24 protein-coding genes are annotated in these 24,636 nt (G+C 72.1%); 16 read left to right on the top strand and 8 right to left on the bottom strand.

What is annotated here, in order from left to right; translation table 11 throughout:
- Nucleotides 1-272: 272 nt before the first annotated feature.
- Nucleotides 273-1,199, top strand: coding sequence for an MBL fold metallo-hydrolase (locus tag OG764_RS39710; RefSeq protein ID WP_328973697.1), 927 nt, complete (start codon nt 273-275; stop codon nt 1,197-1,199).
- A 70-nt stretch (nt 1,200-1,269) separates the two neighbouring features.
- Here the strand turns inward: OG764_RS39710 and OG764_RS39705 are convergent, their stop codons facing one another.
- Complete coding sequence (locus tag OG764_RS39705; protein WP_328973696.1) at nt 1,270-2,304, bottom strand: AfsR/SARP family transcriptional regulator; 1,035 nt, start codon at nt 2,302-2,304, stop codon at nt 1,270-1,272.
- A 243-nt stretch (nt 2,305-2,547) separates the two neighbouring features.
- On the opposite strand from OG764_RS39705, the gene OG764_RS39700 reads away from it, so the two are divergent.
- The 4 genes from OG764_RS39700 to OG764_RS39685 all read left to right on the top strand — a co-directional run bounded on the left by OG764_RS39700 (nt 2,548) and on the right by OG764_RS39685 (nt 7,822).
- On the top strand, nt 2,548-3,405 hold the full coding sequence (locus tag OG764_RS39700; RefSeq protein WP_328973695.1) for an AfsR/SARP family transcriptional regulator: 858 nt from the start codon (nt 2,548-2,550) through the stop codon (nt 3,403-3,405).
- Nucleotides 3,406-3,520: 115 nt separating this feature from the next.
- Nucleotides 3,521-4,288 (top strand): thioesterase II family protein, encoded by a 768-nt coding sequence (locus tag OG764_RS39695; protein ID WP_328973694.1) that lies wholly within the window; start codon nt 3,521-3,523, stop codon nt 4,286-4,288.
- A 131-nt stretch (nt 4,289-4,419) separates the two neighbouring features.
- On the top strand, nt 4,420-5,175 hold the full coding sequence (locus OG764_RS39690) for a TetR/AcrR family transcriptional regulator (RefSeq protein ID WP_328973693.1): 756 nt from the start codon (nt 4,420-4,422) through the stop codon (nt 5,173-5,175).
- A gap of 376 nt (nt 5,176-5,551) precedes the next feature.
- A complete protein-coding gene (locus tag OG764_RS39685; protein ID WP_328973692.1) occupies nt 5,552-7,822 on the top strand; it encodes an MMPL family transporter in 2,271 nt (756 codons plus the stop codon).
- Between the two features lie 217 nt (nt 7,823-8,039).
- On the opposite strand, the gene OG764_RS39680 is transcribed toward OG764_RS39685, so the two are convergent.
- From OG764_RS39680 to OG764_RS39665, 4 genes are all read right to left on the bottom strand, one after another.
- Nucleotides 8,040-8,204 carry a hypothetical protein gene (locus OG764_RS39680; RefSeq protein WP_328973691.1) on the bottom strand — a complete coding sequence of 55 codons (165 nt, stop codon included), beginning with the start codon at nt 8,202-8,204 and terminating at the stop codon, nt 8,040-8,042.
- The gene (locus OG764_RS39675; protein WP_328973690.1) at nt 8,201-8,566 is read right to left on the bottom strand and encodes a DUF6415 family natural product biosynthesis protein; all 366 of its coding nucleotides are present in this window, start codon (nt 8,564-8,566) and stop codon (nt 8,201-8,203) included. The genes OG764_RS39680 and OG764_RS39675 overlap by 4 nt, the downstream gene beginning before the upstream one ends.
- Before the next feature lie 117 nt (nt 8,567-8,683).
- Entirely contained in the window at nt 8,684-9,907 is a 1,224-nt protein-coding gene (locus tag OG764_RS39670; protein ID WP_328973689.1) for a helix-turn-helix domain-containing protein, read from the bottom strand.
- Nucleotides 9,908-10,078: 171 nt separating this feature from the next.
- The gene (locus OG764_RS39665) at nt 10,079-10,744 is read right to left on the bottom strand and encodes an HAD family hydrolase (RefSeq protein WP_328973688.1); all 666 of its coding nucleotides are present in this window, start codon (nt 10,742-10,744) and stop codon (nt 10,079-10,081) included.
- 323 nt (nt 10,745-11,067) lie between these two features.
- Between OG764_RS39665 and OG764_RS39660 the strand changes: the two genes are divergently transcribed.
- The 3 genes from OG764_RS39660 (at nt 11,068) to OG764_RS39650 (ending at nt 12,635) form a co-directional block, all read left to right on the top strand.
- On the top strand, nt 11,068-11,619 hold the full coding sequence (locus OG764_RS39660) for a hypothetical protein (RefSeq protein WP_328973687.1): 552 nt from the start codon (nt 11,068-11,070) through the stop codon (nt 11,617-11,619).
- A gap of 102 nt (nt 11,620-11,721) precedes the next feature.
- Entirely contained in the window at nt 11,722-12,390 is a 669-nt protein-coding gene (locus OG764_RS39655; RefSeq protein ID WP_328973686.1) for a DUF998 domain-containing protein, read from the top strand.
- A gap of 50 nt (nt 12,391-12,440) precedes the next feature.
- Nucleotides 12,441-12,635 carry a DUF4287 domain-containing protein gene (locus tag OG764_RS39650; RefSeq protein ID WP_328973685.1) on the top strand — a complete coding sequence of 65 codons (195 nt, stop codon included), beginning with the start codon at nt 12,441-12,443 and terminating at the stop codon, nt 12,633-12,635.
- A gap of 140 nt (nt 12,636-12,775) precedes the next feature.
- Here the strand turns inward: OG764_RS39650 and OG764_RS39645 are convergent, their stop codons facing one another.
- The gene (locus tag OG764_RS39645) at nt 12,776-13,927 is read right to left on the bottom strand and encodes a sensor histidine kinase (protein ID WP_328973684.1); all 1,152 of its coding nucleotides are present in this window, start codon (nt 13,925-13,927) and stop codon (nt 12,776-12,778) included.
- A gap of 288 nt (nt 13,928-14,215) precedes the next feature.
- Here OG764_RS39645 and OG764_RS39640 point away from each other — a divergent pair, with 288 nt between their 5' ends.
- Nucleotides 14,216-14,872, top strand: a complete 657-nt coding sequence (locus OG764_RS39640; protein WP_328973683.1) for a TetR/AcrR family transcriptional regulator — start codon at nt 14,216-14,218, stop codon at nt 14,870-14,872.
- Nucleotides 14,873-14,981: 109 nt separating this feature from the next.
- Here the strand turns inward: OG764_RS39640 and OG764_RS39635 are convergent, their stop codons facing one another.
- Together OG764_RS39635 and OG764_RS39630 are read right to left on the bottom strand one after the other, a co-directional pair.
- Nucleotides 14,982-15,623: a ScbR family autoregulator-binding transcription factor gene (locus OG764_RS39635; protein ID WP_328973682.1), complete on the bottom strand. Its 642-nt coding sequence runs from the start codon at nt 15,621-15,623 to the stop codon at nt 14,982-14,984.
- A gap of 133 nt (nt 15,624-15,756) precedes the next feature.
- Nucleotides 15,757-16,542: a response regulator transcription factor gene (locus tag OG764_RS39630; RefSeq protein ID WP_328973681.1), complete on the bottom strand. Its 786-nt coding sequence runs from the start codon at nt 16,540-16,542 to the stop codon at nt 15,757-15,759.
- Between the two features lie 552 nt (nt 16,543-17,094).
- On the opposite strand from OG764_RS39630, the gene OG764_RS39625 reads away from it, so the two are divergent.
- The 7 genes from OG764_RS39625 (at nt 17,095) to OG764_RS39595 (ending at nt 24,554) form a co-directional block, all read left to right on the top strand.
- Nucleotides 17,095-18,120, top strand: coding sequence for a ScbA/BarX family gamma-butyrolactone biosynthesis protein (locus OG764_RS39625; protein ID WP_328973680.1), 1,026 nt, complete (start codon nt 17,095-17,097; stop codon nt 18,118-18,120).
- Nucleotides 18,121-18,145: 25 nt separating this feature from the next.
- Nucleotides 18,146-19,075 (top strand): NAD-dependent epimerase/dehydratase family protein, encoded by a 930-nt coding sequence (locus OG764_RS39620; protein ID WP_328973679.1) that lies wholly within the window; start codon nt 18,146-18,148, stop codon nt 19,073-19,075.
- A 244-nt stretch (nt 19,076-19,319) separates the two neighbouring features.
- Nucleotides 19,320-21,083, top strand: coding sequence for an acetyl/propionyl/methylcrotonyl-CoA carboxylase subunit alpha (locus OG764_RS39615; RefSeq protein WP_328973678.1), 1,764 nt, complete (start codon nt 19,320-19,322; stop codon nt 21,081-21,083).
- Nucleotides 21,084-21,210: 127 nt separating this feature from the next.
- Nucleotides 21,211-21,540: a TcmI family type II polyketide cyclase gene (locus OG764_RS39610; protein ID WP_328973677.1), complete on the top strand. Its 330-nt coding sequence runs from the start codon at nt 21,211-21,213 to the stop codon at nt 21,538-21,540.
- Nucleotides 21,537-22,808, top strand: coding sequence for a beta-ketoacyl-[acyl-carrier-protein] synthase family protein (locus OG764_RS39605; RefSeq protein ID WP_328973676.1), 1,272 nt, complete (start codon nt 21,537-21,539; stop codon nt 22,806-22,808). Before OG764_RS39610 ends, OG764_RS39605 begins: the two co-directional genes overlap by 4 nt.
- Nucleotides 22,805-24,019, top strand: coding sequence for a ketosynthase chain-length factor (locus OG764_RS39600; RefSeq protein ID WP_328973675.1), 1,215 nt, complete (start codon nt 22,805-22,807; stop codon nt 24,017-24,019). Before OG764_RS39605 ends, OG764_RS39600 begins: the two co-directional genes overlap by 4 nt.
- 259 nt (nt 24,020-24,278) lie before the next feature.
- Entirely contained in the window at nt 24,279-24,554 is a 276-nt protein-coding gene (locus OG764_RS39595) for an acyl carrier protein (RefSeq protein ID WP_328973674.1), read from the top strand.
- The last annotated feature ends 82 nt before the right edge of the window (nt 24,555-24,636 follow it).

Raw genomic sequence — 24,636 nt, 5'->3', positions numbered from 1 at the left:
GCCCGCTCCGCCGACCCTTGAGCGGATTTCCGTCCGGCCTGTCCCCGATATCGTCCGGACGGGTACGCGGGAACGGCATTCCACGGCCGTGCGGGCGGGAAAACGCGCCGTAATCAACGGGCGATCGACGGGGAATCCAACAGGAATCCAGGACAACTCCATCGGGAATGCACGGGGAATTGAGCGGGACCACGGCGTCTGCCCGCAGAATTCAGGTCCCGCATCGGCGAGGGCCCGGACGGGGGCCCGCCGTGAACAGAAAGAGGTGTCCCGTGCACGCCACGACCGTCAGGCGGCCCGCAGACACCGCCGTCATCGAGGTGGCCGAGGGCGTCCACGCGTACGTCCAGCCCGAGGGCGGCTGGTGCCTGAACAACGCCGGCATCCTCACCGACGGCGGCCACAGCGCGCTCGTCGACACCGCCGCCACCGAGAGCCGTGCCCGGCAGTTGCGCCGGGCGGCGCTGCGGCTGGCGCCCCGCCCGCCGCGCGCCGTGGTCAACACGCACTTCCACGGCGACCACACGTACGGCAACTTCGTCTTCCCCGAAGCCCTGACCATCGGCCACGAGCGGACCCGGGCCATGGTCCGGGCGGCGGGCCTGCACATGGCCGGGCTGTGGCCGGACGTCTGCTGGGGCGACATCGAGATCACCCCGCCCGAACTGACCTTCCGGGACCGCACGACGCTCCACGTGGGCGACCTGCGGGCCGAGCTGATCCACATCGGCCCGGCGGCCCACACCACCGACGACACGATCGTCTGGCTGCCCGACCGGGGCGTGCTGTTCACCGGCGACCTCGTCATGAACGGGGTCACGCCGTTCTGCGTCATGGGGTCGGTGGCCGGGTCGCTGCGCGCGCTGGAGCGGCTGCGGGGGCTCGGCGCCACCACGATCGTGCCGGGTCACGGGGCGGTCGGGGGGCCGGAGCTGCTCGATGCCAACGCCGGCTATCTGCGGTGGGTCCAGCGCCTGGCCGAGGAGGGCGTCGCGGCCGGCGCGGCCCCGCTCGACCTGGCCCGCGCCACCGACCTCGGCGCCTACGCCGGCCTCCTCGACAGCGAGCGCCTCCTGCCGAACCTGCACCGCGCCTACGCCGAACAACACGGCCTGCCCGAGGGCTCCCCCCTCGACGTGGGAACCCTCTTCGAAGAAATGACCACGTACCACGGCCGCCCCACAACCTGCCACGCCTGACCGACCCCGCCACCGTTCGAATCCCAACCCCGCGCCTCAAACACCGGCGAGGCTGGCGGTTGCGCGGCGTTCAGACGAGTTGGTCGCCCGGGACGGGGGCGGCGGCGGGGGTCGGGGAGAGGAGGTTGAAGCGGCGGATGAGCGCTTCCTGCTCCCGCCCGAGCGACTCGATCCGCACACCCAGCCGCGCGATCTCCCGCCCGAGTTCGAGCAGCGCCGCATCCGGATCCCGCCACCCGTCGGAGACCCCCGCCGCCACCCCCACCGCCAGCGACGGCGCATGACGCAAGATCGCCTCCATCCGCGCCCGCAGCGCGGGCCCCGGCTCGACGCCCAGCTCGTCCACCAGCCGCCGGCGGGCCCGCTCGTACACGCCCAGCGCCTCCGTCTGCCGGCCGCACCGGTACAGCGCCAGCATCTGGAGGTCGTACAGCCGTTCCCGCATCGGGTGGTTGGCCGTCAGCCGCTCCAGGTCCCGGACGACCTCGGCGTGCCGCCCGCTGCGCAGGTTCGCGTCGTACAGGGTCTCCAGCGTGGTCAGCCGCAGCTCCTCCAGCCGGTCGGCCTCCACCGTGCACAGGGGGCCCTGCGTGCTCCCCTCCAGTGCCGGGCCGCGCCACAGGGACAGGGCTCCGCGCAGCAGTTCGGCCGCGTGCTCGGGGTCGGAGCCGAGGGCCGCGCGGCCCTCGGCGGACAGCCGGTGGAAGCGCTGCGCGTCGGTGGTGGCCCGGCCGGGCCGCAGCAGGTAGCCCGTCGAGCGGGTGGCGATCCACTCCTGGCCGTCGGCGTCGGGCGCACCGCCCTGCAGCAGCCGGCGCAGCCGGGCCACGTGGGCCTGCAGCGCGTTGGCCGCGCTCGCCGGCGGCCGGTCGCCCCAGAGTTCGTGGATGAGCCGCTCGGCGGACAGCACGTGGCCCGCCCGGACCACCAGGGCGCCGAGCAGCGCCCGCTGCTTGGAGCCGGAGGGCACGAGGTACGTCCCCGTGTGACGGTCGAACACCTCCACCGGCCCCAGCACGCGGAAGTCCGCCTCGGTGTCGCCGTCCGCGCCTCGGGCCACGGGTGCGGCAGGTGTGCCGTGGGTGGCGGGTGCGCCGAATTCCATGGTGCCTCCTCCCGGCGAGCTGCGGGATCTGCGGAAAGACACGAACACCGGCGGGCGAAAGAAAAGTGCCGGTTCTCATCCCCTCAGCGGAATCTACCACTGTGTTTTCATCATGCAACCATGTGGGACGGAGGGTGGCTCGACACCTGCTCAAGAATTCGGGGGAGCCGTACTGGACCCAGCTACCGTGCCGGAGTCGAAGGCTGTAAATCGATGGGAACTCGACGAATTACGGAGGAGACCGTGAAGATTCAGGTTCTGGGTCCGTTGAGTGCCGAGGTCAACGGGGGCTCGATTGTTCCTACGGCTGGCAAGCCGCGCCAGATCCTGGCGCTGCTGGCGCTCTCTCCGGGGCGGGTGATACCCGTACAGACCCTCATGGAGGAGATCTGGGGCACCGCGCTCCCGCAGAGTGCGCTCACGACGCTGCAGACGTACATCCTGCAGCTGCGCCGGAGACTGGGCACTGCGATGGGCCCGGGCGTACCGGGCAGCGCCAAGGACGTGCTGGCGACCCGGCACGGCGGCTACGTGCTGCAGATTCCGCCGGACGCGGTCGACGTACACGAGTACGAGACGCTCGTGACGGGCGGACAGCACGCATTCGAAGAGGGGGACGACGAGCGGGCGGCGGAGCTGCTCCGCAAGGCGCTGGGCCTGTGGAACGGCCCGGCCCTGGTCGACGTACGGGTGGGGCCGATCCTGGAGATCGAGGTCCTGCGCCTGGAGGAGAGCCGGCTGGTGACCGTCGAGCGGCGCATCGACGCGGACCTGCGTCTGGGCCGGCACGTCGAGGTCATCGCCGAGCTGACCGAGCTGATCGCCCGGCACCCGCAGCACGAGGGCCTGCACTCGCAGGCCATGGTCGCGCTGTACCGGTCCGGCCGTCAGGCCACGGCCCTGGACGTCTACCGCAGGCTGCGCGGCCGCCTGATCGACGAACTGGGCGTGGAGCCGTCCCCGCAGCTGCAGCGCCTGCACCAGGCGATGCTGACGGTGGATCCGGCGCTGGACGTGGTGGCGGGCCCGCGCCGCGGCTCGACGTTCGACCTGTACGCGACCGCGCCGGGCCGCTACATGGCGTGGTCGGAGGCTTCTTGAGGGTCCCTCGGCCGGGACGCGAGCGGCGCTCGACCGGCCCGGCCGAACCGGGCGGTTGACTGGTCCGGCCACGGCCGGGACCAGTCGGCCGGCACGGACGAAGGGACACCCCACAGTGAACAGCACGTGGTTCCGTCGCTACACGACGGCCGAGGGGACCGGGCCGCGGCTCGTGTGCTTCCCGCACGCGGGCGGCTCCGCGACGGCGTACATGCCGCTGGCGCGTACGCTCCCCGAGGACTTCGACGTGGTGGCCGTGCAGTACCCGGGGCGCCAGGACCGCTACCGCGAGGCGCCGTTCACGTCCCTCGTCTCGCTCGTCGAGGCGGTGGCCGAGGAGCTGGCCCGCGAGATCGCCGCGGACCCGGGGCGGCCGTACGCCCTGTTCGGCCACAGCATGGGCTCGATCATCGCCTTCGAGACGGCGCTGGTGCTCGCCCGGAAGCAACTGCCCGCCCCGCAGAGGCTGTTCCTCTCGGGCCGCGGCGCTCCGGACTACCGGCCGCACGTCCCCTACCACCTCTACGACGACTCCGAGGTGCTGGCGGACGTGCACCGGCTGGGCGGTGCCGGGGAGGGCATGCTCGACAACCCCGACGTCCTGGAGATGGTGATGCCGGCGCTGCGGGCCGACTACCGGGCCCTGGGCACGTACGGCTGGCGCGGGGGAGAGCCGCTCGACGCTCCGATCACCGCCCTGACCGGCGACGACGACCCGATGGTGACGGTCGCGGAGGCGCACACGTGGCGCGAGCACACCCGCGGCGACTTCGAGGTCAAGGTCTTCCCCGGCGGCCACTTCTACCTCGTCGACCACAACGCCGGCGTCGCCGAGGCCGTCACCGAGGGTCTGCTCGCGGGCGTCGGCGCCGCCGCTTCCTGACGGGCAGTCGGCCGACGCCCGCATCCGGACGCCGTGCGCCGTGCGCCAGGGCGTACGACGTCCCAAATACCGCACAACGTACGCAGATCGGGCTATCCTGCGGCCAGCCACGAGGAAGAGGAGGCGGCCGCATGTCCGCAGCAGCGCACGAGCAGCTGATCCCGTCGGTGTGGACCCGCCCGCGCCGCGGCCGCCGCGAGCAGCCGGCCCTGAGCCGGGAGTACATCGTGGCCGAGGCGATCGGGCTGCTCGACGCCGAGGGCGTCGAGGCCCTGAGCATGCGCCGCCTGGCGGCCCGTCTGAACGCCGGTGCCACCTCGCTCTACTCCCACGTGGCCAACAAGGACGAACTCGTCGAGCTGGTCGTCGACGAGGTCTACGGCGAGATGGAGGTGCCCGCCGCCGGCGGCCCCGAGGGCTGGCGCGCGGCGGCCGTGAGCGGCGCGCAGAGCCTGCGCGCCACCCTGCTGCGGCACCCCTGGCTGGCCTCCGTGCTGGGCGGGTCCTCCTTCTCCTCGCTCGGCCCCCGCATGCTGCGCAACACCGAGGACCTGCTCGCCGTGTTCGAGTCGGGCGGCTTCCCCCTCGACGAGGCGCACCACGCGGTGCGGGCGCTGCTCGCGTACGTGATCGGGGCGGGCACCGGCGAGGCCGCGTTCGTGATCGCGCTGGCGCGCAGCGGCCGCAGCCGCGAGGAGTGGGCCGAGCGCGTGCGGCCGGTGGTGGCGCAGGCGGTACGCCCGTACCCGCGGCTGAGCACGTGGTTCGCGGCGCAGCGGGGCGGCGGCGAACCCGCCGCCTCGGCGGACGCCTTCGGCTACGGCCTCGACCTGATGCTGGACGGGCTGGCGGCCCGGCTGGTCCGCGCCTCCGGCGCCGCCGGATAGCGCCACCCGCCGCTGCGCCCATCGCCCGCCCGCGGCCCCGGTCTTGGGGCCGCGGGCGGGCGTGCGTCCGGGGGCCGGGCCGGGCCGCGTCGGTGCGGGGTGCGGGATGCGGGATGCGGGAGGGGGATGCGGGTGTCGGGCGCGCGCCCGGGGCTCCAGCGGTCCTCGAGCGGGGCTCCGGCAGGATTCGGGTGGGGTTCCAGCGGGGTGCGGTGAGCTGAGGGCGCGGTTCCGGTTCTTCCCTCGCACGACATCGGGGATGTGGAGAGATCGTCGCGGTGGCGTGAATCCATCGGGCGTTAAATAAACCGGCGCTGCGGTTTGTTATGCTCCCCGAGTCCTGCTGATATTTCCTGCCGATGGGAGTCCACCCGCCGTGGCCACCTTCCTTTACAAACTGGGCCGCCTGGCCTTCCGGCGCCGGGGCCTGTTCGTCCTGTTGTGGGTGCTGATCTTCGGCGGCATAGGCGTCGCGGCGTCCACGGCGCCCCCGCCGCCCGCCGACACCTTCTCGATGCCCGGCACCGAGTCGCAGAAGGCCTTCGACCTCCTCAAGGAGAAGTTCCCGACGGCCAGCGCCACCGGCGCCAGCGCCCGCGTCGTGGTCCGCGCCCCCAAGGGCGCGAAGATCTCCGACGCGGGCCCCAAGGCCGCCGTCGGCAAGCTGGTCGGCGAGCTGTCCAAGGCTCCCGAGGTGGTCGGCGCGACCGACCCGTACCAGACGCAGACGATCAGCAAGGACGGCACCACGGCCTACGCCGTCGTCACCTACAAGGTCCCCGGGCCCGAGGTGAGCGACGAGGCCCACGACGCCTTCGACAAGATCACCGAGAAGGCCCGGGCCGGCGGCCTGACCGTCGAGGCCGGCGGTGACGCCGTCAAGATCGAGGCCGAGATGGGCGGTTCCGCCGAGGGCATCGGCATCCTGATCTCCGCCGTCGTCCTGCTGCTGACCTTCGGCTCGATGATCGCGGCCGGCATGCCGCTCCTCACCGCCACCATCGGCGTCTCCATCGGCATCTCCGCCATCACCGCGCTCGGCAGCACCTTCGGTCTGTCCGCCACCACCTCGACGCTGGCGATGATGCTCGGCCTCGCCGTCGGCATCGACTACGCCCTGTTCGTCGTCTCCCGCTACCGCTCCGAGATGCTGGAGGGCCGCGACCGCGAGGAGGCGGCCGGACGCGCCGTCGGAACCGCCGGCTCGGCCGTCGTCTTCGCCGGCCTCACCGTCATCGTGGCCCTGGCCGGCCTGTCCGTGGTGAACGTCCCGCTGCTCACCAAGATGGGCCTCGCCGCCTCCGGCACGGTCGCCGTCGCCGTCCTCATCGCGCTGACCCTGGTCCCCGCGTTGATCGGCTTCGCCCCGTACAAGGTGATGGGCCGCCGCGAGCGCCACCTGTTCTGGCCCCAGCCGCTCAAGGCCCGCAAGGAGCGCGCGGCCGCCAAGCGCACCGCCAAGGCGGCCGCCCGCGCCGCGAAGAAGGACCCGGCCCGTCCGAACCTCGGCTCCCGCTGGGCCCGTTACGTCCTGCGCCACCCGATCGCCGTCCTGCTGGTCGGCGTCGTGGGCCTCGGTGCCATCGCGGTGCCCGCCGCCAGCCTGGAGCTTGGCCTGCCGGGCGAGGGCACCATGGCGCCGGAGATGACCCAGCGCAAGGCGTACGACATGCTGTCCGAGTCCTTCGGCGCCGGCTTCAACGGCCCGCTGACGGTCACGGTCTCCGCCAAGGACGCCAAGGACGCCGGCGACACCGTCGGCAAGTCCCTCGCCAAGGAGGACGGGGTGGCCTCGGTCTCCCCGGCCGTCGCGAACGAGGCCGGCGACACCGCCATCATCAACGTCGTGCCGACCACCGGCCCGTCCGAGAAGCAGACCGAGGAACTGGTCCGCAGCCTCCGCGCGCTCGCGGGCGGCCTGGAGGACCAGACCGGCGGCGAGGTGCTGATCACCGGTCAGACCGCGATGCTCATCGACTTCTCGAAGACGCTGGACGACGCGTTCGTGCCCTACCTCGGCCTGGTCGTCGGCCTCGCCTTCCTCCTGCTGGTCCTGGTCTTCCGCTCGCTGCTCGTCCCGCTGAAGGCGGCCCTCGGCTTCCTCCTGTCGGTCAGCGCGGCCCTCGGCGCCGTCGTCGCGGTCTTCCAGTGGGGCTGGCTGCAGGACGTCTTCGGCATCGACCAGCCCGGCCCGATCATGAGCACCATGCCGATCTTCATGATCGGCATCGTCTTCGGCCTGGCCATGGACTACGAGGTCTTCCTGGTCTCCCGGATGCGCGAGGCGTACGCCCACGGCGCCGACCCGGACCAGGCCGTCGTCACCGGCTTCCGCTACAGCGGCCGGGTCGTCAGCGCCGCCGCCCTCATCATGATCAGCGTCTTCTCCGGCTTCATCCTGGACACGAACGACATGATCCAGATGATCGGCTTCGGACTCGCCACCGCCGTCCTCTTCGACGCGTTCGTCGTCCGCATGGCGATCGTGCCCGCCCTGTTCGCCCTGCTCGGCAAGGCCGCCTGGTGGCTGCCGCGCTGGCTCGACAAGGCCCTGCCGAACGTCGACGTGGAGGGCGAGAAGCTCAACCACATCGCGTCCGTCCCGGCCTCCCGTACCCCGGCCCGCGAGCGCCAGCTCGTGGACTGATCCCGCGAGCGGCCCGGCCCACCCCCGTGGCCGGCCCGCTCGCACCCGTCCGGCCCGGTGGCACCCGCCACCGGGCCGGCCGTCGTTTTCCGGCCGTTCGAGAACCGGCACGGGCCCGGCGGCCGGGTGGAAGCGTGAAGTCAGCGGGTGCCGAGGACGATCGTGGCGAGGACGCTGACGCAGATGACGACGTACAGGGCCTGGCGGGCGTGTTCGCTCACGGGTCCTCGCCGTCGCGGGCGGCCCGGCAGGCGCGGGGGTCTTCGTGCGCCCAGGTGCTCGGGCGGGCGCCGCTCATCGAGTCGTGCACGGTCTCCCGCGCCGGCCCGGTGACGGGCCGGTCGCAGCGGCAGCAGATCCGGTCGTCGGCCGCCGCACTCACAGGGGCATCCGGCCGAAGGAGAACGAGAGCGGCACGGTCGTCTCCCGGTACGGAGGCTGCTCGTCGCCCTCGATCGCCCGGCACAGCGTCCGCACCACCCGGGCCAGGCCGCGCACGTGGTTCCAGTCCCCGAGGGCGCTGTCGGACGGCCCGTCCGAGGTGAGCTTGTGCCAGTCCCGGAGCGCACCGTCCGCGAATCCGTCCTCCTCGCGCAGGCCCTCGGCGTGGGGGAGGAGCCCGGCGCCGGCCGCGAGGAGTTCGCCGGTGAGGCGGCCGATCGCCTCGGCGGACGGCTTCTGCCCGTAGGGCCCGAGGACCTTGTCGACCAGGGCCTGTACGGAGTGGGTGTCCGGCGTGCTCATGGCAGTGCTCCTACCGTCGTCAGCGGGTGATGGGACGACGGTAGGGGTGCTGTGCGCGGCCGAGGGGTAGAGTTCCTGCCCCCTTGCCGAGGGGTAGGGTTCCTACCCCTTCCGTGATCACACAGGTACGCCGAGTTCCAGCGCGAGAGTGTGCGCGTCCTCCCGGACCATCCGGGGACCGGTCTTCGCCAGTTCGGGCAGCACCATCCGGGTGTGCATGTTGTAGCGGATGGTCTCGGGTGACTCCTTGAACGCCTTCTGGAGCAGTGCCACCGCGGCGACGCCTTCGTCCTGCATGCCGTGGGCGCGAGCCGTTTCGATCAGGTGGTAGCAGCGCCGTGTTGCGGACGGCACGGTCTTCAGGTCCAGCGCGGCCGCGACTTCCAAGGCCTTGCCGGGCTGCACGAGATCGTTGTGCATGGTGAGCGCGTACGCATCGACGACACCGTGCCCGAAAACGAGCCAGGGGTGTGCGTAGTCCTCGCCGAGACGTTGGGCCGCTTCCTTCGCGCGGTCCCAGTACCGCCACGCCTGACCGGCCCGCCCGACTTTCGCGAAGGAGAGGGCAACGGCCAGCTGGAGCAGCCCCCAGCGGGCAAGCTGCTCGGCGTCGTCCTGACGGAGCAGACCGGCTGCCTGCTCGGCGAGTTCCACGCGGGCGTCGGCCGCCTCGTTGGCGTCCCGGTACACATGGTTCATGTACCAGGCGGCCCCGGCGATCGCGCGTGGGCTGTCCGCGTCCTGCGCAGCCGTCATGGACCGGTCTCCCGTCAGCATCACGAGTTCCGGGGCGGGCTGGAAACTGAGGAAAAGCTGCGTCAGGTGGTAGGCCTGCGCCTGCGCGACGAGCGCACGGCGACGCTCGGTGCCCTCCAGGACCCGGGACGAGTGCTGAGTGTCGGCGAGGAGGTCCGGCAGGAGACTGGCGATACGGGATCGGTGGTCGCCCTTTCCGTGCCACAGCTTCCAGGCCTGGCGGACCCGGGCGCTCAGCACTTCGGCGGACTCGGGCACGCCATCGGCCGGGGAGAGGCGGTAGGTGGTCAGGGCCTTCTTGATCGTCGGTAGGTCGGTGTGAGCGGCCTTGGTGTAGCTCGCGGCGGCGATACGGTCGTCGCCGGTCAGGTCGGCGACGTCGCACTCGTAGATGGTGGCGAGGCGGATCAGCATGGGCAGTCGGGGCATTCCGATGGCGCCTGTCTCGACGCCCTTGATCCACTCTGCCGAGCGGCCCACGAGGCCGGCCGCCACGGGGCGCGTCAGGCCGGCACGGTCTCTCGCATTGCGGGCGCGCTGGGCAAAGGTCTGGACGGCGGGTGCGGGGTCGTGCTGCTCAGGCATACGGGACTCCGTTCTGACTCAGACACTCGAAACGCTACTCCCCTTTGCTGACGGGGAGATGGCGAAGGCGCCCCTTCCGCACAGTGCGAGAGGGGCGGCGTCTTGTATGCCTGAACAAGGATGAACCAGCCCGCTCGCTCCACGACCGGCGCTATGGCTCGGGCGCCGTCGTCAGCGCTCTCGTTCGTTGAACTCGGCGATCCGGGGCGACAGCTCGGCAAGGCTGTCGACCCGGAACATCGGCAGGGTCCGGGCCTCGTCGGTGTTCCACTGGATCGTCGCCCACGGGCCCCGGCGGATCAGCGCGGTGCGCATTCCCGCCTTCGCCCCGGGCCGGAGGTCGTTGTCGACCCGGTCGCCTACGTAGAGGATCTCGTCGTTGGCGAACGGCACGACTTCGGCGACCCGGTCGAAGAACAGCTGGTCGGGCTTGCTGGCGCCCCAGTCGTCCGACGTGCCGATGAGGTCGACGTCCTTCGTGAACAGGTCCCGGAGCAGGCCACCGGCGCGGACCGTCTGGTTCCCTGCGATGCCGAGCCACAGCCCGTCCGCGCGGAGCTGCGCGAGCGCGGGCCGGACGTCCGGGTAGAGGTCGTCTTCGCCGAACCACTCCGGCTTCCCGGCGGCCGCGCGGGCTTCGCGCTGCCCCGTGAGGTCGAACCCGGGCCGGAACTCCTGGAACGTCTCGCGGTAGTCGCGGCCTTGGGCGATCACAGCGCCGAACATCGCGGCGAACGTGTGCCTGGGGATTCCGAGCCAGTCGGCCCACGTGCCGTACTCCCGGGTCTCGTCGACCAGGCACTCCCCCACGTCGAACACCACAGCACGGATCGTCATGGCCGCAGGCTAACCGGGCCCGGACGCACGACAGCGCCCCCTCCTGCCCGCAGGTGTGGGGTCGGCGTGGGCCCAGAGCGCCTCGATTCACGCGCCCCCCGCACCCGGCGCCACGCCGATCTCGTACGCGGCGCCGGCGGCTCGCGGTCGCGTCGTACACGGTGGGTCGTACCTCCGCCGCACTAGCCGGTCCGGCCGTTCGAGAACCGCCCGACCCGCCGCGGCGTGTTCATGGGGGAGTACCTGATCATCGGGGGAGTCCTCGTGCACCGGGAGACCGGCGGCCGGGGGAGACCGCACCCGGCCACCGCCAAAGGAGTCCCATGCGCACGCCTGTCGGTTACGTCCTTGCCGCCGCGGCCCTGATCGCCGCCGTGGCCGGTGGTACCGCCCTGGCCGGGCAGGCCCGCGAGGAGTCCACCGCCTCCGCCGCGGACAACCGGGAGATGCTGCGGATCGCCGATGCCTACCTCGGGAGCAGGGCCGCCGCGGTCACCAGGGCCGCCGCGCGGCCCGAGGTGCCGGCCGGCGTCATGACCCCGCCGCTGGCCGCCGCGATGCGCGGCGAGTACGACGCCCTCGCCGCGCGCGCCCGTACCCTCCGCGGCGACGGCGCCGGCTACGGGCGCGCCGAGACCGACCGGGCCGCCGGTACGGCCGAGGTGGCCGGTGACACCGCCACCCTCGACGTCGAGGAGCTCACCCGGCTCTTCCACGAGACGCCCGAGGCCGGCGCCCCCGCGTACGAGGCGTACCTGATCGAGCACACGCTCACGTTCCGGCGCACCGAGGGCGGCCGCTGGCTGCTCTCGGCCGACCGCCCGCACACCGGACCGGGCGACCTTCTGCCGATCACGCAGCTGCCCCGTCCGTGACCCACCTCCCGAGTGTGACCTACGTCACATTCATGAAGCGCTCAGTTCGCCTTCCCCCGCCGGTCCACATCTGTGGCACTTGCACCAAGGAAGGCACCACCCATGACCCCCACGCTCAGCACCCCCACCGGCTCGCCCGCCCCCGCCCCGGCCCGGTTCCTGCACGACCCGCGCGCTCTGCTCGCCTGCGGCGCCGCCGCCGGACCGCTCTTCCTCGCCGCCGGACTCGCCCTGGGACTGGCCGACGACAGCTTCGCCTTCAGCCGTAACGCCCTGAGCCAGCTCAGCCTCGGCGACAGCGGCTGGATCCACCGCGGCGTGTTCCTGGCCACCGGCGCCCTGATGTGCGCGGGCGCGGCCGGCATCCGCGAGGCGCTGCGCGGCAGCACCGCCGGCACCTGGGTGCCGCGCCTGGTCGCGGCCCTCGGCGCCTCGTTCGCCCTCAACTCCGTCTTCAGCGCCGACCCCGGCGCCGGCTACCCGGCCGGCACCCCGTCCGGCCCGCCGCCCGCGATGAGCGCGCACGGCGCGGTCCACATGATCGGCGCCGGCGCCGGATTCCTCGCGCTGTGCGCCGCCTTCCTGATCCTCGCCCGCCACTTCGCCGCCACCGGCCGGCGCGGCTGGGCGCTCGCCTGCCGGATCGCCCCGGCCGGCGTGCTGGCCGGCTTCGCCGCCTCGTCCGTCTCGGTCGCCGCCTTCACCGCGGGCGCGGCCCTCGGCCTCGGCGGCCTCACCGCCGTCGCGGTGCACCTGCGCCGCACGGTCTGAACCGCCGCCGCACCCGCCGCACCCGCTGAACCGAACCGAAGGAGAAGACCATGTCCGGCACCCCGACCAGCTACTTCCCCTCCATCGAGAAGAAGTACGGCCGCCCCATCGAGGAGTGGCAGGAGATGATCCGCCAGTCCCCCCTGAAGAAGCACATGGAGCTCGTCAACTGGCTCAAGGCCGACTTCGGCATCGGGCACGGCCACGCCACCGCCCTGGTCGCCCACACCCTCGCCGGCAACTGACCACGGGCCGCAGCCGCAGCCGCCGCACCCCGCACCCCGCGCGCAGTGGCCGCCGGCAGCAGAGCTCGGGCCCACGGGCCTGTGGGCCCGGGACCGAAGGGCCGCCCGGACCGGTGACCGACCGCCGGTCCGGGCGGCCGTCAGCCGCGCGGGCCCAGCGGCAGGTGTATCTCCACGCAGGTGCCGGACCCGGCGCCGGAGGAGACGCGCAGCCGGCCGCCCAGGTCCTCGATGCGGTCCGTCATCGACTGCAGGCCCCGGCCGCGGGTGCCGCCGCCGTCGGGCAGCCCGGCGCCGTCGTCCTCCACCTTCGCGTACAGCCAGCGCCGGGTGGTGCGCACCGAGACCTCGACGCGTTCCGCCCCGGAGTGCGCGAAGCAGTTGCGCAGCGCCTCGCGCAGGACGAGGAAGACCTCCTGCCGGTAGCGCTCGGGCGCGGCCCGCTCGTCCCCGGCGATCCGTACGCTCACCTGCGCGGCCGGCCGCGCCCCGGCGAGGAAGGCGTAGAGGGCCTCGCCCAGCGGCGGCAGCTGGGAGCGCCTGCGCAGGCCGTCGACGAGCGCCCGGTTCTCCTCGGCCGCCTCGTCCAGCGCCTTGCGGGCATCGGCCAGGTGCGCGGTGCGGGCGGCGCCGTCCACGCCGTCGGCGCCGGCCAGCGCGACACTGCGGCGGGCGGTGGCGAGCGCGCCGCCGAGTTCGTCGTGCAGCTGCCGGGCGAGCCGGCGGCAGTCGCCGCGGCCGCCGTCGCCCTGCCAGAATCCCTCGCCCGCACCCCGCATGGCCTCGCTCAGGTGCTGGACGACGGCCACCGCCCGCAGCAGCCCGGTGCTGTTGTGGGCGATGCCGTACTCCAGGACGTGCAGCAGCCCGCACTCGAAGAGCAGGGAGGCGGCGGCGACCAGCTGGTGCGGGGCCGCGGCGGGCGCGGGCGCGGCCCCGTCGGCCGCCGCCCCGTCTGCCGCTGCCCCGTCGGGTGCGCCGCCCGCGCGCAGGAGGACCGTACGGGCGAAGGACTCCAGGGCCGCGCGCACCCCGGGCGCCTCGGCCTCGGCCGGGAGCAGCACCGACGGCAGCCGTTCGGCGAACCGCTCCAGGATGGCCTCGCTCTCCCAGGCCCAGAGCACCGGGCCGGTGGCGGCCGCCTCGCGCTCGCCGGGCAGGGCCGGGGCGCGCCGGGCGGCGGCCGCGGCGGCGGTGCGCGGCCGGTGCAGCCGGGTCGCGGCCCGCAACAGCCCCTCGTTCAGGGCCTCACTGAAGCCGCTCGCCACCACGGTGGCGGTCGCGCTGTTCATCCGGATCTCCTCAACGTCGGTGCCGCTGACGACGTCGCCGAACATAACAAACAGACCTGTCTGATTGTCAAGGAAGGCTTGAGCGCCGCGAGTTGTGCAGATCGACCTGCCAAAGTGGGTGCTACGGCGGAAAGTTGCCCATTTGCGCAGCCGGAAGGTGAAAGTCTGTCCGACGGGGGGTGTTGAGAGAAACAGGCAGGGTTGTACGATTCCACTTGGATGAGGACTGCCGTACCGGCGTTCCTTCCCTTTTGTGTGCCCCAGGAGAAGAAGGACAGGTGCAGCCTGATGCAGAAGCGGTCCGATCAGACGCGCCAGGCTCTTGTCCGTGCCGCGGCGGAACTCATCGCGAACGGCCGGTTCGCCGATGCCGGGCTCGTGAACATCTGTCGCCGGGCCGGAGTGAGCCGGGGCGCGCTCTACCACCACTTCTCCTCCACCGCCGAGCTGATGGCGGAGGTGTACGCGCAGGCGCAGGCCCGTACGGCGGTCCTCGCGGAGCAGGCGTTCGCCGGTGCGGGCGCCGAGGCCCCGGCCCGGTTCAGCATCGCCCTGGGCGCGGCCATGCGCGAGGAGTACCTGGTCCGGGCGGGTATGCAGGTGGGACCCGACGGCACCGACGGGCCGCCGCGGCTGCGTGACGAGCTGCTGGCGCTGGTGCACGACCGGGTCACCCAGGGCGCGCCGGGCGCCGCGGAGCCGGCGGACCTGGCGGGCCTCTCCGACCTCGGGGAACTCTCCGACCTCGGCGAGATCGGCGCCCACCGGGAGATCGGGGAGCTGGCCGAGCCGGCCGATCTCGCTGATCTGGCCGATCTGGCCGTGGTGGTGACGGCGGGCCTGGAGTCGCTGGGCTACACCGACAGCACCTGGTGGGACCCCAAGACGACCGGGCGGATCTGGGACACGCTGCGCCCGCTGTTCGCGGCCGCCGACCAGAACTGAGCGCCGCCCGGGCCGCCACCGCCACCGGCAGCCGGCCCCGGGCCCTCGCCCGCACCCTCGCGCACACGCACACCCACGCCCGCCCCCGCGCGGACGGCAGGCGTCCGGGTCAGAACGGCGTGACCGGCTGCTCGTCCTCCGGCGGCGCCGGGGGCGGTGCGACCCGCAGGTGGCCGATCATCCCCGGGCTGGTGAGCCCGGGCAGCAGGAACCGCCACAGCATGCTGATGCGTTCGGGCAGGTCCTGGCGGTTCGTGTAGACCTGGGACATCACCTGCATGCCGGTGAACGAGCCCACGATCACGGAGGTCGCGGCGTCGAGGTCCACGCCCGGCAGGATCTCGCCCTGCTCCTGGGCCCGCTTCAGCAGGCCGTGGATGGCCGCGCTGGACTGCTCGTACGGAGTGGTCGTCGGCCGCGGGAAGGAGGTCTGCTCCACCGCGAGCCGGACGCTGGCGCGCAGCACCGGGTCGCGCTGCAGGCGGAAGGCGAAGGCCATGGTCAGGTCGATGATGGCCTGGAGCTTGACCTGCTGTTCGGGGATGACCAGGGCCTCGCTGTGCGCGGCGACCAGGGCCACCGCGATCGCTTCCTTGGACGGGAAGTGGTGGTAGAGCGCGCCTCTGGTCAGGCCGGTGCTCGCGAGGATCTCGTTGGTGCTCGCGGCGTCGTAGCCGCGCAGATCGAACACGTGCGCGGCGGCTTCGAGAATCGAGCGCCGTGAGCGTGTTCCGCGTTCCTGTTGTGCCATCCCGAGTCCTTGCAATCGCCCAAATCGAACCGACCTGTCTGCATCCTATGGCCAGGTATACGCGACGTCAGTACCCGGAGGACAGGGACCCGGAGGGCGGATTCCGTGAAACTCGGTCGGAACCCCGGATTCCTCAGGCGTGTCCGAGGCGGAAGCCCACCCCGCGAACGGTGATGATCCAGCTGCTCGAACCGAGCTTCCCCCGCAGGCTGCTGACGTGCGTGTCGATGGTGCGGCCACGGTGCGACCAGGCATCATCCCAGACTTGGGTCATCAGCTGGCGCCGGGAGATGACCGCGCCGGGCTGCGAGGCCAGCAGGTGCAGCAGGTCGAACTCCTTGCGGGTGAGGTCCACCGGCCTGCCGTGCAGGGTGGTCTCCCGGGTGGTGGCGTCGATGACGAGCGGGCCGTGCTCGATGGTGCGGGCCGCGGCCTGCCGGGGCCTGGCCCGGCGCATCACGGCCTCGATGCGGGCCAGGAGTTCACGGAATCCGTACGGCTTGACCATGTAGTCGTCCGCGCCGGCCTGCAGGCCCAGCACCCGGTCGAGCTCGCTGCCGCGCGCGGTGACGGCGATGACGGGCGTGCTGCTCACCGCGCGGATGCCGCGGCAGACCTCCAGCCCGTCCAGATCCGGCAGGTCGAGGTCGAGCAGGATGAGATCGGCCTGGTGGTGGGTCTGGAGCGCCTTTCCACCCGTGGCCACGCTCTCGGCCAGGTGTCCCTGCCGCAACAGCCCCTGGACCAGGGCTTCGGCGGCCCGCGGCTCCGGTTCGACGACCAGCACCCGTAACACCTCGCGGTCCCCGGCGGGTACCGGCGGGGGAGGGGTGCGCAGGGACGCGGACTGGGGCTGCGGGATGAGGGGGCGGTACCGCTCGGTCCGGGGTTCGAGTAGATCTACGGCCTGCCGGTTCATCTGCTCCTCCTGAGGCACGGGCGTGGCATCACGGACTGCGAAATGCTCGCGCTTGTTGGAAGATAGCAAACAGACTTGTCTGATTGTCAACGCATCCTCAAGTGTCGGCGTGTGGCGTCGCGTGCAACCCAAGATCCGCGCGGAGGCCAGCAACTGCCGCATTTTGCAGGCAAGTTGTAGGGCGTGTCGGTTTCCGGAGGGGCACTCGGACCCTGAAGTGTGAGTTCCGTACATCAGAAGTTAACAGGCAGGGTTGTATGTTTTGGCGGAAGGAGCACCCGTGGACCGCCCTAAACCCCCTGATCCACAGACAGTGCACGTCAGGACGTGTCCGGAGGGGTCCGACCTCAGCGCGCCGCGCGGCCCGCCGAGAGATCGGGCACCACCGGCGTCCGCGCGGAGGGCCGTTGGGCTCCTAGACCAAACCTTTACTTGAGTTACCGAACCGACATGTCTGTATCTTGGGGCCTGCAACAGTTCGTCTGCCACGGGGGGTGGCTGCAGGCGTACGGCGTGCTCACCCCTGCCCAGTTCGGATTCAGGAGTCCACGCATGCCGTCTTCTGCCTCTGCACCGCACCGCAGTACCAGCAGCAGCTTCAGCACCAGCGTGTTGACCGCCCCGTTCGGCTTAGCCCCGGCCTTCGCCGGCAGGGCGCCGGCCGGCCTGACCAGCACCGTTCCCCGCGAGTACGTACACCGTGCCGCGGTCTCCGAAGTCCTGCTCACCGGCTGGGAAGCGGCCCCCACCGGCCCCGCCGGACACCCCGAGTCCTTCGTCGTACGGGCCCAGTGGCCCCGCGGCCACTCGCTCTTCTCGCAGGCCGACGGCTACCAGGACCCGATGCTGCTCATCGAGTCGGTCCGCCAGATCGGATCCCTGCTCTCCCACGCGGAGTTCGGCGTCGCCTTCGGCCACCAGTTCCTGATGTGGGACATGTCCTTCGCCACCACCCCGGACCTGCTGGTCGCCGGCCCCGCCCCCACCGAACTCGAACTGCGCACCGTGTGCAGCGAGGTCGTGCGCCGCGGCAAGAACCTCGCGAGCATGCGCTACGACGTCACCGCCCTCGTCGACGGCGTCGCCCTGGCCACGGCCGGCGCCGCCTTCAGCTGCACCAGCCCGGCCGTCCACCGACGGCTGCGCGGCGACCGTCCCACCGCCGTCGCCCGGGCCGCCGGCCGGCCCATCGACCCCGCGCTGGTCGGCCGTACGGACGCCGGGCACGTGGTCCTCACCCCGGACACGAACGCCGGCGCGGACGACCACAGCTGGCTCCTGCACGTCGACACCAGCCACCCGATCTTCTTCGACCACCCGGTGGACCACGTCCCCGGCATGATGCTCCTGGAGGCCGCCCGGCAGGCCGCCCACGCCTCCACCGGGATGCCGGACGCCCTGGTCATCAGCCTGGACAGCACCTTCGCCCGGTACGCCGAACTCGACGCGCCCTGCCGGATCCAGGCCATGCCCGGCCTGCCCGACGCCGTCGGCGACACCCTCGTCCAGGTGTGCGGATTCCAGGAGGACCGAGCGGTGTTCGCCGCCGATCTCGTGCTCCGCCCCCGTACCCGCTGACCTCCCCGGACCAGGAGCGTGTTGCGTGCTCACCACCATGATCACCGGAGCCTCCGGATTCGTCGGCAGCCACGTCGCCCGGGCCGCCGCCCACCGGACCACCGCCCTGACCCTGATGTCCCACCGCCGGCCGCTGGCCCTACCCCGGTCCGCCGCCCGCACCGTCACCGCCGACCTCGCCGACCCGCACACCCTGCGCGGCGCCTGCGAGGGAGTGGACGTACTGATCCACTGCGCCTCGCAGATCGGCGGCACCCCCGAGGCCAACGAGGCCGTCAACGCCCGCGGCACCGAAGCGCTCGTCGCCGAGGCCCGCCGCGCCGGGGTGTCCCGCATCGTCTACCTGAGCACGGCGTCCGTGTACGGCCGCGGCACCTTCACCGGAGCCCGTCCCGAAGGCCTCACCAGGCGCCCGGGATCGCCGACCTCGCAGACCCGCGCCGCCGCCGAGGACGCCGTCCTGGCCGCCGGCGGCATCGTGCTCCGCCCCCACCTGGTGTACGGCAAGGGCGACGTCTGGGTGGTGCCGGGACTCGCCGGGCTGCTGCGCAACCTGCGCGGCGACCTGGCGCGCGGCGACGCCCTGCTGTCCGTCGCCTCCGCGCCCGAACTGGCCCGCCTGCTGCTCGGGGTGGCCTTCGCGCCGGCCGCCGACCTGACCGCGCAGGTCTACCACGCGGCCCACCCGGAGCCGGTGAGCGCCGCCCGGCTGCTGCGCGCGGTCGCCGAGTGCGCGGACCTGCCGCGTCCCCGGCGGCAGCTGACGGAGCCGCAGGCGCGCGCCCTGCTCGCCGCCCGCGGCAAGTCCGCGCACGGCCTGGACATGATGACCACCGACCACTGGTTCGACAGCTCCCCGCTGTGGACGGATCTGGGCGAGGAGCCCGGCCCCGGATTCGAGGAGGATTTCGCCTGGACCAGGTCCTGGTACGAGGACACGGTCCGCGCGGCCTGAATTCACCATGTACGCATCCTCGGGGCGGGTGTGACGGTATCGGCTGCCGGCGCACCCGCCATGGTGGGGACGTTTTACCCGGATGTCGGCCGGTTGACGAATTCCTGACCTGTTCCTTCAGTTCCGCCCACAGTGCTGGCGGCTGTCTGGGAATTCTGACGGACTCCTGAAACCGGCTCTGTTGAACATATGCAGGTGAACCGAACACTCTGGTGACTCCGAGAGTCATGGGGGAGAGGTTCACGTGCGCAAGGTGCTCATCGCCAATCGAGGCGAAATCGCTGTCCGCGTTGCCCGGGCCTGCCGGGATGCCGGGATCGCGAGCGTAGCCGTCTACGCAGACCCGGACCGTGACGCTCTGCATGTCCGCGCGGCAGACGAGGCATTCGCCCTGGGCGGTGACACTCCCGCGACCAGCTATCTGGACATGTCCAAGGTCCTGCAGGCCGCGGCGGACGCCGGCGCGGATGCCGTCCACCCCGGTTACGGATTCCTGTCGGAGAACGCCGAGTTCGCGCAGGCCGTCATCGACGCCGGCCTGACCTGGATCGGCCCGCCCCCGCAGGCCATCCGCGACCTCGGCGACAAGGTCGCCGCCCGTCACATCGCCCAGCGCGCCGGCGCACCCCTGGTCGCCGGCACCCCCGACCCCGTCTCCGGGGCCGACGAAGTCGTCGCGTTCGCCAAAGAACACGGCCTCCCGATCGCGATCAAAGCCGCGTTCGGAGGCGGCGGCCGCGGCCTGAAGGTCGCCCGCACCCTGGAAGAAGTCCCCGAACTCTACGACTCCGCCGTCCGCGAAGCCGTCGCCGCGTTCGGCCGCGGCGAATGCTTCGTCGAGCGCTACCTCGACAAGCCCCGCCACGTCGAGACGCAGTGCCTGGCCGACACCCACGGCAACGTCGTCGTCGTCTCCACCCGCGACTGCTCCCTCCAGCGCCGCCACCAAAAGCTGGTGGAGGAGGCCCCGGCGCCGTTCCTGACCCCGGAGCAGAACGCCGAGCTGTACGCGGCGTCCAAGGCCATCTTGAAGGAAGCCGGATACGTCGGCGCGGGCACCGTCGAGTTCCTCGTCGGCACCGACGGCACCATCTCCTTCCTCGAGGTCAACACCCGCCTCCAGGTCGAACACCCCGTCACCGAGGAAGTCACCGGCATCGACCTCGTGCGGGAGATGTTCCGCATCGCCGACGGCGAGGAACTCGGCTACGGCGACCCCGTCCTGCGCGGCCACTCCTTCGAGTTCCGCATCAACGGCGAAGACCCCGGCCGCGGCTTCCTGCCCGCCCCCGGCACCGTCACCCTCTTCCAGGCCCCCACCGGCCCCGGCGTCCGCCTCGACGCCGGCGTCGAAACCGGATCCGTCATCGGCCCCGCCTGGGACTCACTCCTCGCCAAACTGATCGTCACCGGTGCCACCCGCGAGCAGGCCCTCCAGCGGGCCGCCCGCGCGCTGGCCGAGTTCAAGGTCGAGGGAATGGCCACCGCCATCCCCTTCCACCAGGCCGTCGTGGCCGACCCCGCCTTCCGCCCCGAAGGCGAGAACCCGTTCACGGTCCACACCCGGTGGATCGAGACCGAGTTCGTCAACACCATCCCCGCCTTCACCACCCCCGCCACCGACGACACGGACGACGAACCGGGCCGCGAGACCGTCGTCGTCGAGGTCGGCGGCAAACGCCTGGAAGTGTCCCTGCCGTCCTCCCTCGGCATGACACTCGCCCGCACCGCCGCCGCCGGCGGCGCCAAGCCCAAACGCCGCGCCGCCAAGAAGTCCGGCCCCGCCGCATCCGGCGACACCCTCGCCTCCCCGATGCAGGGAACCATCGTCAAGGTCGCCGTCGAAGAAGGCCAACACGTCGAAGAAGGCGACCTCGTCGTCGTCCTCGAAGCCATGAAAATGGAACAACCCCTCAACGCCCACCGCACCGGAACCATCACCGGACTCGCCGCCAAAGTCGGCGACCCCCTCACCTCCGGCGCCACCATATGCGAAATCAAGGACTGAGGGTTTTATTTCCGCTGCGCAATTCTTGCGCGGTCTGACAAAAGCCTGACACAGGCACTGTTGAAATCCGACTTTTGGCCCCGGGATACTGAATTCAATTCGTGGGTCATGAGGAGAGGGAGCACATATGCACAGCACCTTGATTGTGGCTCGGATGGACCCGAGCTCCAATGTCGACGTCGCCAAGCTGTTCGGCGAGTTCGACGGAACCGACATGCCCCACCGGATGGGCACCCGGCGCCGCCAGCTCTTCGAATACCGGGGTCTCTACTTTCATTTGCAGGATTTCGACGAGGACAACGGCGACCGGCTGATCCAGGACGCGCGGCACGACCAGCGCTTCGTACAGATCAGCGAGGACCTCAAGCCCTTCATCGAAGCGTACGACCCCGCCACCTGGCGCTCCCCGGCCGACGCCATGGCCAAGCGCTTCTACCACTGGGAGGCGTCCGCGTGACTCCCCGACGCGTGGTCATCACCGGCATCGAGGTGCTCGCCCCCGGCGGTGTCGGGGCCAAGAACTTCTGGAACCTGCTGAGTGAAGGCCGTACCGCCACCCGCGGCATCACCTTCTTCGACCCGAGCCCCTTCCGCTCCAAGGTCGCCGCCGAGATCGACTTCGACCCGGCGGAACACGGCCTCGGCCCGCAGGAGATCCGCCGCATGGACCGGGCCGCGCAGTTCGCGGTGGTCGCGGCCCGCGGCGCGGTCGCCGACAGCGGCATCAGCCTGGAGACGTACGACCCCTACCGGGTGGGTGTCACCGTCGGCAGCGCCGTCGGCGCCACCATGGGCCTGGACGAGGAGTACAACGTCGTCAGCGACGGCGGCCGGCTGCACCTCGTCGACCACGAGTACGCCGTCCCGCACCTGTACAACTACCTGGTCCCGAGCTCCTTCGCGGCGGAGGTCTCCCGCGAGGTCGGCGCCCAGGGCCCGAGCACCGTGGTCTCCACCGGCTGCACCTCCGGCATCGACTCCGTCGGGCACGCCGTGGACCTGATCCGCGAAGGCTCCGTGGACGTGATGATCGCCGGCTCCTCGGACGCCCCGATCTCGCCGATCACCATGGCCTGCTTCGACGCGATCAAGGCGACCACCCCCCGCCACGACGACCCGGCGCACGCCTCCCGCCCCTTCGACGGCACCCGCAACGGCTTCGTGCTCGGCGAGGGCGCGGCCGTGTTCGTCCTGGAGGAGCTGGAAAGCGCCAAGAAGCGCGGCGCGCACATCTACGCCGAGATCGCCGGCTACGCCACCCGCTCCAACGCGTACCACATGACCGGTCTGCGGCCGGACGGCGCCGAGATGGCCGAGGCGATCCGCGTCGCCCTCGACGAGGCGCGGATGAACCCGACCGAGATCGACTACATCAACGCGCACGGCTCGGGCACCAAGCAGAACGACCGGCACGAGACCGCCGCGTTCAAGCGGAGCCTGGGCGACCACGCGTACCGGACGCCGGTCAGCTCCATCAAGTCCATGGTGGGGCACTCCCTCGGCGCGATCGGCTCCATCGAGATCGCCGCGTCCGCGCTGGCGATGGAGAACCACGTGGTGCCGCCGACCGCCAACCTGCACACCCCGGACCCCGAGTGCGACCTCGACTACGTCCCGCTGGTCGCCCGCGAGCAGCTCACCGACGCCGTCCTGACCGTCGGCAGCGGCTTCGGCGGATTCCAGAGCGCCATGGTGCTGGCGCGTCCCGAGAGGAGCGTGGCATGACCACCTCGGTGGTAGTGACCGGCCTGGGCATCACCGCGCCCAACGGGCTGGGCACCAAGGACTACTGGGCCGCGACCAAGAGCGGCAAGAACGGCATCGGGCGCGTCACCCGCTTCGACCCGAGCTCCTACCCCTCGACCCTGGCGGGCGAGGTCCCCGGCTTCGACGCCGGGGCGCTGCTGCCCAGCCGGCTGCTGCCGCAGACCGACCACATGACACGCCTCGCGCTCGTCGCCGCCGAGTGGGCGCTCGCGGACGCCTCCGTCGACCCGGAGCAGCTCGCCGAGTACGACATGGGCGTGGTCACCGCCAGCTCCTCGGGCGGCTTCGAGTTCGGCCAGGGCGAGCTGCAGAAGCTGTGGGGCCAGGGCAGCCAGTACGTCAGCGCGTACCAGTCCTTCGCCTGGTTCTACGCCGTCAACAGCGGCCAGATCTCCATCCGCAACGGGCTCAAGGGCCCCAGCGGGGTCATCGTCAGCGACGAGGCCGGCGGCCTGGACGCCCTCGCGCAGGGCCGCCGCCTGATCCGCAAGGGCACCCGGATGATCGTGTCCGGCGGCGTCGACGCGTCGATCTGCCCCTGGGGCTGGGTGGCGCAGCTGGCCGGCAAGCGGCTGAGCACCAGCGACGAACCCGCCCGCGCCTTCCTGCCGTTCGACGCCGACGCCTCGGGCTACGTCCCCGGCGAGGGCGGCGCCATCCTGATCATGGAGTCGGCCGAGTCGGCGCGCGAGCGCGGCGCGAAGGTCTACGGCGAGATCGCCGGGTACGGGTCCACCTTCGACGCGGCGCCTGAGCTCGGGCGCGAGCCCGCCCTGCGCAAGGCCATCGAGATCGCCCTGGAGGACGCGGGCGTCCAGGCGGCCGACGTGGACGTGGTGTTCGCCGACGCGGCCGGAGTGCCCGAACTCGACCGGATCGAGGCCGAGGCGCTCGCCGCGGTCTTCGGCGAGCGCGGCGTCCCCGTCACCGCCCCCAAGACGATGACCGGCCGGCTGTACTCGGGCGCGGCGCCGCTGGACGTCGCCACCGCCCTGCTGGCCATCGAGGAGGGCGTCATCCCGCCCACCGTCAACGTGCACCCGGCCGAGGACTACGCCCTCGACCTGGTCGTGGGCCAGCCCCGCACCGCCTCCGTGCGCACCGCCGTGGTCATCGCCCGCGGCTACGGCGGCTTCAACTCCGCCGTGGTGGTGCGCTCCGCCGACTGATCCCGGCACCCCGCAAGCCGCGCCCCCGCTCGTGGCCATCCCCCCGCGCCCACGGGCGGGGGCGCCCCCCGCGCCCCGCGCCACCGGCACCACCCGTACGACCTGCGCCACGGCGTCACGCGTACCCGTACGACCCGTACGACCTGCGCCACCGCGTCACGCGTACCCGTACGACCCGTAGTACCCGCGCCACCCGTACGACCCGCACCACCCGCAGCATCCGCCCGCGAACCGCGAACCGAGCCACGAAGGGGCACACGTGTCCACCACCGAATTCACCCTCGCCGACCTGCGCCGGATCCTCCTCGAAGGCGCCGGCGCCGACGAGGACGTCGACCTCGACGGCGACATCCTCGACATCCCGTTCGAGGCGCTCGGCTACGAGTCCCTCGCCCTGCTGGAGACCGGCAGCCGCATCGAGCGCGAGTACGACATCGCCCTCGACGAGGACCTGCTCACCGACGCCGACACCCCGCGGGCGCTGATCGCGGCCGTCAACGCGGCGCTGCCGGCGGGCGTTCCCACCGCCGCCTGACCGGTCCCACCGGTCACCGCGTCTCCCACGGGCCGAGCGGAATCGATTCCGCTCGGCCCGCCCGAACCACCCCGGCCGGACG

The organism is Streptomyces sp. NBC_00239 (assembly GCF_036194065.1).
Taxonomy (GTDB): Bacteria; Actinomycetota; Actinomycetes; order Streptomycetales; family Streptomycetaceae; genus Streptomyces.
The sequence above is the reverse complement of the archived record's forward strand: the minus strand, read 5'-3'. Positions and strand labels throughout refer to the sequence as shown.

What these genes read in the sequence shown, in the direction of transcription:
- OG764_RS39705 (WP_328973696.1), bottom strand. Translation starts at nt 2,304, where the DNA reads ATGGAATTCGGCGCACCCGCCACCCACGGCACACCTGCCGCACCCGTG.
- OG764_RS39690 (WP_328973693.1), top strand. Translation starts at nt 4,420, where the DNA reads ATGTCCGCAGCAGCGCACGAGCAGCTGATCCCGTCGGTGTGGACCCGC.
- OG764_RS39675 (WP_328973690.1), bottom strand. Translation starts at nt 8,566, where the DNA reads ATGAGCACGCCGGACACCCACTCCGTACAGGCCCTGGTCGACAAGGTC.
- OG764_RS39670 (WP_328973689.1), bottom strand. Translation starts at nt 9,907, where the DNA reads ATGCCTGAGCAGCACGACCCCGCACCCGCCGTCCAGACCTTTGCCCAG.
- OG764_RS39665 (WP_328973688.1), bottom strand. Translation starts at nt 10,744, where the DNA reads ATGACGATCCGTGCTGTGGTGTTCGACGTGGGGGAGTGCCTGGTCGAC.
- OG764_RS39660 (WP_328973687.1), top strand. Translation starts at nt 11,068, where the DNA reads ATGCGCACGCCTGTCGGTTACGTCCTTGCCGCCGCGGCCCTGATCGCC.
- OG764_RS39655 (WP_328973686.1), top strand. Translation starts at nt 11,722, where the DNA reads ATGACCCCCACGCTCAGCACCCCCACCGGCTCGCCCGCCCCCGCCCCG.
- OG764_RS39650 (WP_328973685.1), top strand. Translation starts at nt 12,441, where the DNA reads ATGTCCGGCACCCCGACCAGCTACTTCCCCTCCATCGAGAAGAAGTAC.
- OG764_RS39645 (WP_328973684.1), bottom strand. Translation starts at nt 13,927, where the DNA reads ATGAACAGCGCGACCGCCACCGTGGTGGCGAGCGGCTTCAGTGAGGCC.
- OG764_RS39640 (WP_328973683.1), top strand. Translation starts at nt 14,216, where the DNA reads ATGCAGAAGCGGTCCGATCAGACGCGCCAGGCTCTTGTCCGTGCCGCG.
- OG764_RS39635 (WP_328973682.1), bottom strand. Translation starts at nt 15,623, where the DNA reads ATGGCACAACAGGAACGCGGAACACGCTCACGGCGCTCGATTCTCGAA.
- OG764_RS39630 (WP_328973681.1), bottom strand. Translation starts at nt 16,542, where the DNA reads ATGAACCGGCAGGCCGTAGATCTACTCGAACCCCGGACCGAGCGGTAC.
- OG764_RS39625 (WP_328973680.1), top strand. Translation starts at nt 17,095, where the DNA reads ATGCCGTCTTCTGCCTCTGCACCGCACCGCAGTACCAGCAGCAGCTTC.
- OG764_RS39610 (WP_328973677.1), top strand. Translation starts at nt 21,211, where the DNA reads ATGCACAGCACCTTGATTGTGGCTCGGATGGACCCGAGCTCCAATGTC.
- OG764_RS39600 (WP_328973675.1), top strand. Translation starts at nt 22,805, where the DNA reads ATGACCACCTCGGTGGTAGTGACCGGCCTGGGCATCACCGCGCCCAAC.